Source organism: Nocardia sp. CDC160, assembly GCF_035818795.1.
Taxonomy (GTDB): Bacteria; Actinomycetota; Actinomycetes; order Mycobacteriales; family Mycobacteriaceae; genus Nocardia.
Genome location: NZ_JAYKYT010000003.1, coordinates 792,425 through 804,764, shown reverse-complemented (window position 1 = coordinate 804,764; position 12,340 = coordinate 792,425). Strand labels below are relative to the sequence as shown.

The window sequence follows — 12,340 nt, the reverse complement described above, 5'->3', positions numbered from 1 at the left end:
ACACACCCGTGATGGGCAGGGGTTAGATTCAAGGTATGACCCGTTCCCGTAAGAGGCGGCCGCCCACCGCGCGGTCGGTCATCCGCCGTGGGCGGGGTGTGCGCGGGCCGATGCTGCCGCCGACGGTCCCGGCCCGGCGGACCCGCGGCCAGGAGTTCGACCGGCTGGTGCTGGAGGCGTTCGCGCCGCTGGAGAGCCGCTGGCACGAACAGCTCACCAAGCTCGATATCGCCGTCGACGATGTGCCGAAAATCCGTCCGCTGCACCCGGATTCGGTCACCTGGCCCGACGAGGTGGTGGCCGACGGCCCGGTCCCGCTCTCCCGCCTCATCCCGGCTGGCGTGGACCGCTACGGCATGGCTACGCGCGCTCGAATCGTGTTGTTTCGCAAGCCATTGGAGCTACGCGCGCAGGACCCGGACGATCTGGTCGACCTGCTGCGCGAGGTCCTCGTGCAACAGATCGCGACCTATCTGGGCGTGGACCCGGACACCATCGACCCGGAACCGGAGTAACCTCATCGCCCCGAACTACGTTTCGTAACAACTGATTTCGTGAGTTCGGGGTAACTCACCGGGTACGCCCAAAATTGTTTCGGTTCACACCGCTGGCACGGGTTGCCAGCGGTCGACGGCTCCCAAGCCGCCCGCTGAAGGCGCGGGGAGGCGGGGGAGCATCTCAAATAATGCCGCGCTTCAGGCGGCGGCGTTCGCGCTCGGACAAGCCGCCCCAGATGCCGAAGCGTTCGTCGTTGGCGAGTGCGTATTCGAGGCACTCGTCGCGGACCTCGCAGCCCATGCAGATGCGCTTGGCCTCGCGGGTGGAGCCGCCCTTCTCCGGGAAGAACGCCTCCGGGTCGGTCTGGGCGCACAGCGCCCGTTCCTGCCATTGTTCGGCTTCGGTCATCATGCGACCGCCGCGCGAGAAAGTGTCGAACATATCCTCGGCACCGGTGACGATCAGGCTCAGCCGCGGTGGTTCGGGCTGATAGGCGGCTCGCGCCCACTGTCCGCCCCCCGGCCGCGCAGTCGTCATCGGTTCACCCCCCTCGTACCCGTTCCGTTCGTCGGCGCAGAAGCCAGGTGCTGCGCCAGCTGTGGAATCGGTTTGCGATACACCGCCCGGAATGCCCGACGGGGCCAGCTCATCGGCCATCGCTCCGCCTCCTCACTGTGTGTTAGCGCAGAATGATTAATCCGCCGGAGCCGATCCCACCGACGGCCCAACACCGCGGCGTAGTCCCGCGGCCATCCCCGAGCTTGACGTCACTCCGGTACGAACAGTTGTTCGAAAACCCGTCCGCGCCTTGCACTCTCACGCGGACCCGAAATGACATGCCTGTGATTAGACACGCCGGGAGCGGCGATGGTCAAGCTGCCGAGGCAATTCCGTTACCATCTCCGACCCCCTTCTACGCCGTTCCCGCAGATCAAACAGCAAATTTGCAGCAAATGATCTGTTATCGGGCATCCCGCCTCGAACGCATAGGCTGTGCGGATGTGACTCGAGAACAAGCGGACACCGCGCCCGGCACCGGCCTTCGGATCGCCGTTCTGGTCGGCGGAGTCGGCGGCGCGCGGTTCCTCATGGGTGTGCGCGAGCTGCTGCCGGGAGCCGACACCACGGCCATCGTCAATGTGGGCGACGACGTCTGGATGCACGGGCTGCGCATCTGCCCTGACCTGGACACCTGCATGTACACCCTGGGCGGCGGCATCGATCCCGAACGCGGCTGGGGGCACGCGAACGAGACCTGGCACGCCAAGGAGGAGCTGGCGAAATACAAGGCTCAGCCCGATTGGTTCGGACTGGGGGATCGCGATATCGCCACCCATCTCATCCGCACCGAAATGCTGCGTCAGGGATACCCGCTCTCGGCGGTCACCGAGGCGCTCTGCAATCGGTGGCAACCGGGTGTGAAACTGCTTCCGGCAACCGACGATCGGTGTGAAACGCATGTCGTTATCGGGGATCCGGAGAACCCTGGCGAACGCCGCGCGATCCATTTCCAAGAGTGGTGGGTTCGGTACCGAGCTAACGTCGAGACCCATGGATTCGTGACTATTGGGGCAGATGCTGCGAAACCGGCCCCGGGTGTGACGGAAATCATAGAGTCGGCGGATGTGATCCTGCTCGCCCCGTCGAACCCGGTGGTCAGCGTCGGAGCCATCCTCTCGGTGCCCGGCATTCGTGGAGCGATCCGCACCTCGAATGCGAAGGTTGTCGGTTTATCGCCGGTGATCGGTGGAAAACCATTGCGCGGCATGGCCGATGAGTGCCTGTCCGTGATCGGTGTGGAGACGACCGCCGAGGCCGTGGGCAACTACTATGGGGCGCGCTCGGGCACGGGCATTCTGGACGGCTGGCTGATCCACACCGGCGATACCGCCGATGTCCCGGGCGTCGAGGTGCGGGCCGTGCCGTTGCTCATGACCGACCCGGCCACCACCGCCGAGATGGTTCGAGAGGCCCTCGAGATCGCGGGAGTCAAACCGTGACAACGGATTCCACGCCGGTGCCGGGCGATCACGCCAGCGGCGGCGAACTGCGCATCCTGCCCATTGTCGGCCTCCCGGAGTTCCGGCCGGGTGACGACCTGGCCGAAGCCATTGCGGCACAGGCGCCTTGGCTGCGCGACGGCGACGTGCTGGTGGTGACCAGCAAGATCGTCTCCAAGGTCGAGGGCCGCATTGTCGAGGTACCGGCCGATCCGGACGAGCGCGACGCCGCGCGTCGGCGACTGGTGCTCGAGGAATCGGTGCGGGTGCTGGCGCGCAAGAACCGCACCCTCATCACCGAGAACAAACTCGGCATCGTGCAGGCCGCGTCGGGCGTCGACGGCTCCAATGTGGAGCAGGGCGAATTGGTGCTGCTGCCACAGGATCCGGACGCCTCCGCCAAGGCGCTGCGTACGGAACTCGCCGAGCGGCTCGGGGTGCAGGTCGCGGTGGTCATCACCGACACCATGGGCCGGGCCTGGCGCAACGGCCAGATCGACGCCGCCATCGGCTCGTCCGGGTTGCGGGTGCTGCACGACTACAACGGCGCGGTGGACGGGCAGGGCAACGAACTGCACGTCACCCTGGTCGCCGTCGCGGACGAGCTGGCGGCGGCCGCGGATCTGGTGAAGGGCAAGCTGGGCGGCGTGCCGGTCGCCGTGGTGCGCGGGCTCGAGTACACCGACGACGGTTCGACCGCCGCGGGCCTGGTGCGCCCGGGCGAAGAGGACCTGTTCTGGCTCGGCACGGAGGAAGCGGTCGAACTCGGTCGCAAACAGGCGGTGCCGCTGCGTCGTTCGGTGCGGCAATTCGCCGCCACCCCCGTCGAACCGGAGCTCATCCGGGAGGCGGTGGCCGCGGGGCTGACCGCTCCGGCCCCGCACCACACTCGCCCGGTGCGCTTCGTCTGGCTGCGCGATCGGGCGCTGCGCGAGCGACTGCTCGAGGCGATGGCCGACAAGTGGCGCGTCGATCTGACCGCCGACGGCAAGACGCCCGAGAGCATCGAGAAGCGCGTCGCGCGTGGCCGCATCCTCTTCGACGCCCCCGAGGTGATCATCCCGTTCTGCGTCCCCGACGGCGCGCACGACTATCCGGACGAAACCCGCACGGCCGCCGAGAAAACCATGTTCACCGTGGCGGTGGGCGCGGCGGTGCAGGGCCTGCTGGTGTCGCTGGCCGTGCGCGGCGTGGGCAGCTGCTGGATCGGGTCGACCATCTTCGCGCCGGAGGTCACCCGGGAGGTGCTCGGCCTCGAGGCGGACTGGAACCCCTTGGGCGCCATTGCCATCGGCTACCCACTCGAGGAGCTTGCCCCGCGTGAAGCGGGCGAGCCCGGCATCGGCCTGGTCGAGCTGTGAGGGCGGTGGAGGCATGAGCGCCGAGTCGCTGCACAAGTCGGCCACCGAGCTGCTCGAAACCTGGTCCCCGCCAACGGGTCCGGAGCAGTCCATTCGGGAGGCCATGCTGGCGTTCCTGGGGTCGGCCCCGCGCGGCTGCCTGCGCGAGCACGCGGCCGGGCACATCACCGCCTCGGCCATCGTGTTCTCCCATGACGAGCGCAAGGTGCTGCTGACCCTGCACCCGCGCGTCGGCCGCTGGATCCAATTGGGCGGGCACTGTGAGGAATCCGACGATACGGTCGCCGCGGCCGCGCTGCGCGAGGCCACCGAGGAATCCGGCATCGACGGACTGGTGATGGCCTCGGGCCTCTACGGCGCGCAGGCCCACCCGATCACCTGCTCGCTGGGCGTGCCCACCCGGCACCTGGATCTGCTGTTCAAGATCACGGCCCCGGAAGGCGCTGTGCCGGTGCGCAGTTCGGAGTCGACGGACCTGCGCTGGTGGCCGGTGGACGGGCTCCCGGCCGACTCCGATGTCTTATTGCGCTGAGTGAATCCATTTCTTCCCCGCCCCGAGGGCGCGTGTTACTGTCCGGTAGTACACGTTCTCAGGGCGGGGTGGAATTCCCCACCGGCGGTAATGGCATCCGGACCGATCCGGACGGCACGAGCCCGCGAGCGCCACGTCACCCTCACGGTGGCGTGGGTCGAGCAGATTCCGGTGTGATTCCGGAGCCGACGGTCACAGTCCGGATGAAAGAGAACGCGGCACCGGCACGTCCGCTCGCGCGGTCGGGTCTGTTCGCGTCTATGCCCTGGGTGACATCGCGAACAGGAGGAAATCCCATGTCACCCAATCAGAATCGCATCGCCCTCGTCGCCGCCCGCTGGCACGGCGAGATCGTCGACAAGGCCGTCGAGGCCGCCAAGGCCGGGCTCGTCGAGCGCGGCCACACCGAGATCGACGTGATCGAGGTGCCGGGCGCGTTCGAGATCCCGCTGCGCATCAAGCGATTGGCCACGAGCGGGAACTACGCCGCCATCGCCGGTGTGGCGCTGGTGGTCGACGGCGGCATCTACCGCCATGATTTCGTGGCCTCGACCGTGGTCGACGCCCTGATGCGAGTGCAGCTGGAGACCGATGTGCCGGTGTTCTCCGCGGTGCTGACGCCGCACCACTTCCACGAGCACGGCGAGCATCTCGCCTATTTCACGCGCCATTTCGAGGTCAAGGGCGCGGAGCTGGCCCACGCCATCGCCGCGACCCTGGCGCTGGACGCGGTCGGCGTCTAGCACCAGGGTCTGTGCGGGTTCCGCCGGAACATACGGGGGGAAAATGTTCCGGCGGTCCCGGTTCCGCCTGGGGGTTGGGGTCAGGCTGAAACCAGGTCTTTCTCGGACGCGCCCGAGTGCTTCTCGGGAGCTTCCGGGGCTTGGTGGTCGTCGACCATGCTGGTCTCGTCGAAGGGGATCTCGCGGTTGAGCACCGCGGTCACGCGATCGGGGTCAACGGTCTTGGTCCAGGTGCCGACCAGCAGGGTGGCGACCGCATTGCCCGAGAAGTTGGTCAGCGCACGGGCTTCGGACATGAACCGGTCGATGCCGACGATCAGGCCGACGCCGTCGAGCAGTTCCGGCCGGTGGCTCTGCAGCCCGCCCGCCAGGGTGGCCAGGCCCGCGCCGGTGACGCCCGCCGCGCCCTTGGAGGCCACGATCATGAACAGCAGCAGGCCGATCTGCTCGCTCCACGACAGCGGCTTGCCCATGGCGTCGGCCACGAACAGCGTCGCCATGGTCAGGTAGATGGCGGTGCCGTCGAGGTTGAACGAATAGCCGGTCGGCACAACCACACCCACGGTGGTGCGGTCCACGCCGACGTGCTCCATCTTGGCGATGAGGCGCGGCAGGGCCGACTCCGAGGACGAGGTGGCGAAGATGAGCAGGTACTCGCGGGCCAGGTAGCGAACCAGCTTGAAGATGGAAGTGCCGGTGACCACGCGGAGCAGGACGCCCAGCACGCCGAAGATGAAGACGATGCAGGTCAGGTAGAAGGCCACCATCAGCAGCGCCAACTGCTTGACCGCGTCGAGTCCGGTGCGCGCCACCACATTCGCCATCGCGCCGAACGCGCCGATCGGGGCCAGCCACAGGATCATGGTCAGAATCCGGAAGACCAGCTTCTGGATCGAGGCCACCCCGCGCAGGATCGGCTCGCCCGCCGAACCCATGGCCTGGATGCCGAATCCGACCAGCAGCGCCACGAACAACGCCTGCAGCACCTTGCCGGAGGTGAGCGAGGACAGCAGCGTGGTCGGGACGATGTCCTCGAGGAACTGCCAGGTGCCGCCCGCCGCCTTGGCGTCGGTCGCGTACTTGGTGACCTCCTTGGCGTGCGCGGCCACGTTCAGACCCGAACCCGGATGCAGCAGATTGCCCACCAGCAGACCGATGCCCAGCGCCACCGTCGACATGATCAGGAAGTAGCCGATGGCCAGGCCGCCGACCTTGCCGACCTTGGCGGCCGCGCGCACCGAGCCGATGCCGAGCACGATGGTGCAGAAGATGACCGGGGCGATCATCATCTTGATGAGGTTGACGAAGATGGTCCCGAGCTCGCCGACGCTCTTGCCGAAACCGGGGGCCAGCCAGCCCACCAGCACGCCCCCGATGACGGCCGCGATGACGGCCAGGTACAGCCAATGGGTACGGTCTCGGCGCTGTGGTGTTGTCGTCGTGCTCATCTCGTCGTGCCTCCGGGTTACTGCCCGCGCGACGGTTCTCCACACGGGTGATCGGTAAGAATCATGGTTGGCAACGTGACGACGGTCACTGTTTCGTAAATTATGTTCATGAAGTACCCGGAGGAGCCGTGACACGTCGTAGAACCCTGTTCTCCCGGACCCCGCGGGCTCGGCGCACCCTGGCCGGACAGGTGTTCGTGGTGCAGGTGCTGGTACTGGCGGTGGTGATCGCGGCGGGGGCGGTGCTCGCGGTGTTGCAGACCCGGCGCGTGCAGGACGACGCCACCCGCGCGGAGGTCATCGACACCGCGGTCGCGGTGGCGCAGTCGCCCTCGACGCTGGCGGGGGTCCGCAGCCCGAATCCGACCGAGCTGCTGCAGCCGGTGACCGAGGCGATTCGCAAGAGCACCGGCATGGACTTCATCGTGGTGATGGCCCCGGACCGCACCCGCTACACCCACACCGAACCCGACCGGATCGGAAAACCGTTCAGCGGGAACATCGATCGGGCGCTGGCGGGGGAGACCTTCACCGAGACCTTCGCCGGGACGCTGGGGCCCTCGATCCGGGCGGTGACCCCGGTGCGCGACGCGGACGGGAAGATCGTCGCGCTGGTGTCGGCGGGCGTCACCCGAACCCACATCGGCGAGCAGGTGCGTGATCAGCTGCCGCTCATTCTGGCCGCGGCGCTGGGCGGCCTGGCGCTGGCCATGCTGAGCTCGTTCCTGCTGCGGCGCAGGCTCTTACGGCAGACCCACGGCCTGGGTCCCGGCGAACTCCGGGCAATGTACGAACACCACGACGCGGTGCTGCATTCGATCCACGAGGGGCTGCTGGTCTTCGACCGCTCCGACGAGACCGCCGAGGTGGTCAACGATCAGGCGCGGCTGCTGCTGGATCTGCCCGACGGTCCGATCACCCGCGCGGATCTGCCGGTGTCGTTGCAGCGCTTGGGAACCGGCGTGGTGCGCGACGAGATGCACGTGACACCCGAGCGGGTGCTGGTGGTGAACCAGGACGTGGTCGAGCACGACGGCCGCCGCATCGGCACCGTGCTGACCCTGCGCGATCACACCGAATTGCGGGATGTGCTGGGCGAATTGGATTCCGTGCGCGGCTTCGCCGAATCCCTGCGCGCCCAGGCGCACGAGGCGGCCAACCGGCTGCACACCGTGGTCACCATGGTGGAGCTGGGCCGCCACCGCGAGGCGGTGAACTTCGCGACCGCGGAACTCGAACTCTCCCAGGTGCTCATCGACCGACTCACCGGCGCGGTGGCCGAACCGGCGGTGGTGGCGCTGCTGCTGGGCAAGGTGGAGCAGGCGGCCGAATACGGGGTGGAGCTCACGGTCACCGGTGACACGCTGCTCGACACCACCGATCCGCTCAGCCCGAACGAGATGGTGACGCTGTTGGGCAATCTCATAGACAACGCGCTCGAGGCCGTCGGGCACGACGAGGACGCGTGGGTGGAAGTGACTGTGCGACGGGACGACTCGGAGCTGTTCGTGCGGGTGGCCGACAGCGGTCCGGGCATGTCGGAGGAGCTGTTCACCCGGGCCACCGAGCGCGGATACTCCACCAAGACCGATCATCACGGCCTGGGCCTGGCGCTGGTGCGGCGGCTGGTCGCCCGGCACGGCGGGGAGCTGCGGGCGCAGCGGGAACCGGAATCCGCGGTGATCGTGAGGTTTTCGCGATGACGACCCGCCCACCGCAATCGATCCGCGTCCTCATTGTGGAGGACGAGCCGAAAATCGCTGCGGCGCACCGCTCCTACGTGGACCGGGTACCCGGCTTCGAGGTGGTCGCCGTGGCGCACACCGGGCGCGACGCGGTTTCGATAGCGAAACGGTCACAATCTTCCGGCGTCCCCGTTGATTTGGTGTTGATGGACATCGGCTTGCCGGATATGAGCGGCCTCGCGGTCGTCGCGGCCCTGGCCGGACTGCGGCCGCGGCCCGACGTCATCGCCGTCACCTCCGCCCGCGATCTGGCCATGGTGCGCGCCGCCGTCTCGCACGGCGTGGTGCTGTATCTGTTGAAGCCCTTCACCTTTGCCGCCTTCCGCGAGAAGTTGGATCGCTATCTCGAGTACCGGGCGGCGCTGCCCCCGGGCGAGGCGGCCGTCTCGCAGCACGACATCGACCGTGCCTTCGGTGTCCTGCGCACGCCCGACCAGCGTGCCACTTTGCCGAAAGGCATTGCGCCCCAGACCATGGACGAGGTGTCGCGCGCGGTGCGGGCCGCGACGGCTGGACTGTCGGCGGGCGAGGCCGGGCGCGCGGTCGGCGTTTCCCGGGTGACGGCCTGGCGCTACCTCGAGCGTCTGGCCGAAGACGGCGTGGTGGAACGGCGAACCGACTACGGTCGAACGGGACGGCCACAGGTGCGTTATGTGTGGTTGCGCTGAATCTGATACGCCACCGGTTTGCCAATGGGGTCAAGGTGACTGGTGCCACATGGGTTGTTGCCGGAGAACCGACTGCTCATGATGTAACGGTTGCCACCTTTGGGGCCGACCAGGTGCTGTAACAGGGACTAAGTTTCAAGATATGTAGTCGCGAAGTTGTATGAGGTTCGACGAGGTTTCTAATTAGCGGGGCAAAAGTGCAATTGGTCGGCAAACGGTCGGGTTCGCCGGATCCGAAACGCCGCCTGTGGGTGCTGGGGCTGGTGGCACCCGCGTCGGCGTTGTTGCCGTCGCAGCTGGTGCTCTACACCAAGCTCACGGTGTTCTGGTGGATCGGACCCATCATCGTTCTGATCGTCATTCCGGTGCTGGACTGGGTCGTCGGGGAAGACGGGACCAATCCGCGCGACGAGGATTACGAATTACTCTCCAATGACCGGTTTTACCGGTGGTGTACCTACATGTTCCTCCCGGTTCAGGTGATCGGGTTGATCATTGCCGCCTACATGTGGGCGGGTCATGACCTGTCCATTCCGAACAAGCTGGGCTTGGCGGCCACGCTCGGGTTCGTCAGCGGCATCGGCATCAATGCCGCGCACGAGCTCGGCCACCGGGTGGAGCGGCTGGAGCGCTGGCTGTCGAAAATGGCGCTGGCGCAGTCGGCTTACGGGCACTTCTTCGTCGAGCACAACAAGGGCCACCACGCCCGCGTCGCCACGCCCGAGGATCCGGCCAGCGCGCGCATGGGTGAATCCCTGTGGGAGTTCCTGCCGCGCAGCGTGATCGGCGGCTTCCGTTCGGCGATCCACCTCGAGGGCGAGCGCCTGCGGCGCAAGGGGCACCGCTGGTTCAGTGTCCACAACCACATCCTGCAGGCGTGGTCCATGACCGTCGTCCTGTTCGGTGCGCTGCTGGGCGTCTTCGGCTGGGCGATCCTGCCGTATCTGCTGCTGCAGGCGGTGATCGGCGCGGCGCTGCTCGAAACCGTCAACTACGTCGAGCATTACGGCCTGCTGCGGCGTCGGCGACCCAATGGTGCGTGGGCGCGCTGCTCCCCGCGCGACAGCTGGAACAGCGACCGACTGGTCACCAATATCTTCCTGTTCCATCTGCAGCGGCACAGCGACCACCATGCCAATCCGGGACGCCGGTACCAGACGCTGCGCACCTCCGAGGAGGCGCCGCAGCTTCCGGCGGGCTACGCCACCATGATTCTGCTGGCATTGTTCCCGCCGCTGTGGCGCTCCATCATGGATCCGCGGCTGCTCGCGCACTACGCGGGCGACGTGAGCCGGGCCAATATCCAACCCCGCAAGCGGGAGAAGATCCTGGCCGCCTACGCCTACCCGGCCGCCGCCTGACGCGAATTCGACGGATCGACAAATCCCACCGACGTGCGTACGCTGTACGCACGTCGGCCGCCGCGTGGGGGTACCAAGCCCGACCGACTAGCCTTAGCGCCAAGCAGCCGACCATGGAGAGGCAGATGACGACCGCTGTGTCCAGCATGATGACCCCCGACGTCCGCAACGGGATCGATTTCAAGGTGGCGGACCTGTCCCTGGCCGAGTTCGGCCGCAAGGAGATTCGCCTCGCCGAGCACGAGATGCCGGGCCTGATGGCACTGCGTCGCGAGTACCACGAGGTGCAGCCGCTCAAGGGCGCGCGCATCTCCGGCTCGCTGCACATGACCGTGCAGACCGCGGTGCTGATCGAGACCCTGACCTCGCTCGGTGCCGAGGTCCGTTGGGCCTCCTGCAATATCTTCTCCACCCAGGACCACGCGGCCGCCGCGGTCGTGGTCGGTCCGCACGGCACCGTCGAGGAGCCCAAGGGCACTCCGGTTTTCGCCTGGAAGGGCGAGACCCTCGAGGAGTACTGGTGGGCCGCCGAGCAGATGCTGACCTGGCCGGGCGAGCCCGCCAACATGATTCTCGACGACGGCGGTGACGCCACCATGCTGGTGCTGCGCGGCGCGCAATTCGAGAAGGCCGGTGTGGTGCCGCCCGAGGACGAGACCCACTCCACCGAGTACAAGGTGTTCCTGAACCTGCTGCGCGCCAGCCTCGAAGCCGACAAGGGCAAGTGGGGCAAGATCGCCGAGTCGGTGCAGGGTGTCACCGAGGAGACCACCACCGGTGTGCTGCGGCTGTACCAGTTCGCGGCCGCGGGTGAGCTCGCGTTCCCGGCGATCAATGTCAACGACTCGGTCACCAAGAGCAAGTTCGACAACAAGTACGGCACCCGACACTCGCTCATCGACGGCATCAACCGCGGCACCGACGTTTTGATCGGCGGCAAGAAGGTGCTGATCTGTGGTTACGGCGATGTGGGCAAGGGCTGCGCGGAGTCGATGAAGGGCCAGGGCGCGCGCGTCCAGGTCACCGAGATCGACCCGATCAACGCGCTGCAGGCGCTCATGGACGGCTTCGACGTGGTCACCGTGGAACAGGCGATCGGCGATGCCGACATCGTCATCACCTCCACGGGCAACAAGGACATCATCCTGCTCGACCATATGAAGGCCATGAAGGACCAGGCCATCCTGGGCAATATCGGCCACTTCGACAATGAGATCGACATGGCGGCGCTGGAGCGTTCGGGCGCGACCCGCTTGAACATCAAGCCGCAGGTGGATCTGTGGACGTTCAAGGAGTCCGGCAAGTCGATCATCGTGCTGTCGGAGGGCCGTCTGCTCAACCTGGGCAACGCCACCGGGCACCCGTCGTTCGTCATGTCGAACTCGTTCTCCAACCAGGTCATCGCGCAGATCGAGCTGTGGACCAAGCCGGAGGAGTACGACAACGAGGTCTACCGCCTGCCCAAGCACCTGGACGAGAAGGTCGCGCGCATTCACGTCGAGGCCCTGGGTGGCACGCTGACCAAGCTCACCAAGGACCAGGCCGAGTACATCGGCGTGGACGTGGAGGGCCCCTACAAGCCCGAGCACTACCGCTACTGAGCGGAAACCCGCTGTAGGCATTGACGATTCAGCCGGTCACCGTCGGTGACCGGCCGAATCTCGTTGTGACCGTGCCTCAGAGGCAGAGGTCCACCACCGGGAACCACTGCTTGCCCTGCAGGGTGCAGAGGGTGGCGTTGATCAGCTCGCTGGCGCTGGAACCGGTGCCGAGCACATTGCTCGAGCCGGAACCGCCCGAGCCCGAGGGCACGGACGAGCCCGACGGGATGAGCGACGAGCCGGAGTTGGCCACGGGCGCTGTGGGTTCCAGGGTGACCGGGGCCGCGGTCGCGGTGCCCGCCGTGGAAAGAGCGGCGGCGGTGACGGCGACGGCGGCGAGGGGGTAGGTGAAGCGGGACTTCATCAGGTGTGCGCTCCTTGCA

12 protein-coding genes and 1 riboswitch are annotated in these 12,340 nt (G+C 67.0%); of the genes, 9 read left to right on the top strand and 3 right to left on the bottom strand.

Features of this window, described 5'->3' with window-relative positions:
• Positions 1 to 35 precede the first annotated feature (35 nt).
• Entirely contained in the window at positions 36 to 515 is a 480-nt protein-coding gene (locus tag VMT40_RS18375; protein ID WP_162958105.1) for a metallopeptidase family protein, read from the top strand.
• 163 nt (positions 516 to 678) lie between these two features.
• On the opposite strand, the gene VMT40_RS18370 is transcribed toward VMT40_RS18375, so the two are convergent.
• The gene (locus VMT40_RS18370; RefSeq protein WP_326307441.1) at positions 679 to 939 is read right to left on the bottom strand and encodes a WhiB family transcriptional regulator; all 261 of its coding nucleotides are present in this window, start codon (positions 937 to 939) and stop codon (positions 679 to 681) included.
• 560 nt (positions 940 to 1,499) lie between these two features.
• Here VMT40_RS18370 and cofD point away from each other — a divergent pair.
• From cofD to VMT40_RS18350, 4 genes are all read left to right on the top strand, one after another.
• A complete protein-coding gene (gene cofD / locus VMT40_RS18365) occupies positions 1,500 to 2,498 on the top strand; it encodes a 2-phospho-L-lactate transferase (protein ID WP_326360242.1) in 999 nt (332 codons plus the stop codon).
• Positions 2,495 to 3,859 (top strand): coenzyme F420-0:L-glutamate ligase, encoded by a 1,365-nt coding sequence (locus VMT40_RS18360; protein ID WP_326359531.1) that lies wholly within the window; start codon positions 2,495 to 2,497, stop codon positions 3,857 to 3,859. The genes cofD and VMT40_RS18360 overlap by 4 nt, the downstream gene beginning before the upstream one ends.
• 13 nt (positions 3,860 to 3,872) lie before the next feature.
• Positions 3,873 to 4,391, top strand: a complete 519-nt coding sequence (locus tag VMT40_RS18355; RefSeq protein ID WP_326359530.1) for an NUDIX hydrolase — start codon at positions 3,873 to 3,875, stop codon at positions 4,389 to 4,391.
• A gap of 50 nt (positions 4,392 to 4,441) precedes the next feature.
• A riboswitch (FMN riboswitch) is annotated at positions 4,442 to 4,610 on the top strand.
• A 77-nt stretch (positions 4,611 to 4,687) separates the two neighbouring features.
• Positions 4,688 to 5,134 carry a 6,7-dimethyl-8-ribityllumazine synthase gene (locus tag VMT40_RS18350; protein ID WP_326359529.1) on the top strand — a complete coding sequence of 149 codons (447 nt, stop codon included), beginning with the start codon at positions 4,688 to 4,690 and terminating at the stop codon, positions 5,132 to 5,134.
• 80 nt (positions 5,135 to 5,214) lie between these two features.
• Here VMT40_RS18350 and VMT40_RS18345 read toward each other — a convergent pair whose 3' ends face one another.
• A complete protein-coding gene (locus VMT40_RS18345; RefSeq protein ID WP_326359528.1) occupies positions 5,215 to 6,582 on the bottom strand; it encodes a cation:dicarboxylate symporter family transporter in 1,368 nt (455 codons plus the stop codon).
• 128 nt (positions 6,583 to 6,710) lie between these two features.
• On the opposite strand from VMT40_RS18345, the gene VMT40_RS18340 reads away from it, so the two are divergent.
• From VMT40_RS18340 to ahcY, 4 genes are all read left to right on the top strand, one after another.
• Complete coding sequence (locus VMT40_RS18340) at positions 6,711 to 8,285, top strand: sensor histidine kinase (protein ID WP_326359527.1); 1,575 nt, start codon at positions 6,711 to 6,713, stop codon at positions 8,283 to 8,285.
• Entirely contained in the window at positions 8,282 to 8,995 is a 714-nt protein-coding gene (locus VMT40_RS18335; protein ID WP_326359526.1) for a response regulator, read from the top strand. Before VMT40_RS18340 ends, VMT40_RS18335 begins: the two co-directional genes overlap by 4 nt.
• Before the next feature lie 197 nt (positions 8,996 to 9,192).
• Entirely contained in the window at positions 9,193 to 10,356 is a 1,164-nt protein-coding gene (locus VMT40_RS18330; protein WP_326359525.1) for an alkane 1-monooxygenase, read from the top strand.
• A gap of 125 nt (positions 10,357 to 10,481) precedes the next feature.
• Positions 10,482 to 11,957: an adenosylhomocysteinase gene (gene ahcY, locus VMT40_RS18325; protein WP_326359524.1), complete on the top strand. Its 1,476-nt coding sequence runs from the start codon at positions 10,482 to 10,484 to the stop codon at positions 11,955 to 11,957.
• Between the two features lie 76 nt (positions 11,958 to 12,033).
• Here the strand turns inward: ahcY and VMT40_RS18320 are convergent, their stop codons facing one another.
• Positions 12,034 to 12,321, bottom strand: a complete 288-nt coding sequence (locus tag VMT40_RS18320) for a hypothetical protein (protein ID WP_326359523.1) — start codon at positions 12,319 to 12,321, stop codon at positions 12,034 to 12,036.
• Positions 12,322 to 12,340: the final 19 nt, after the last annotated feature.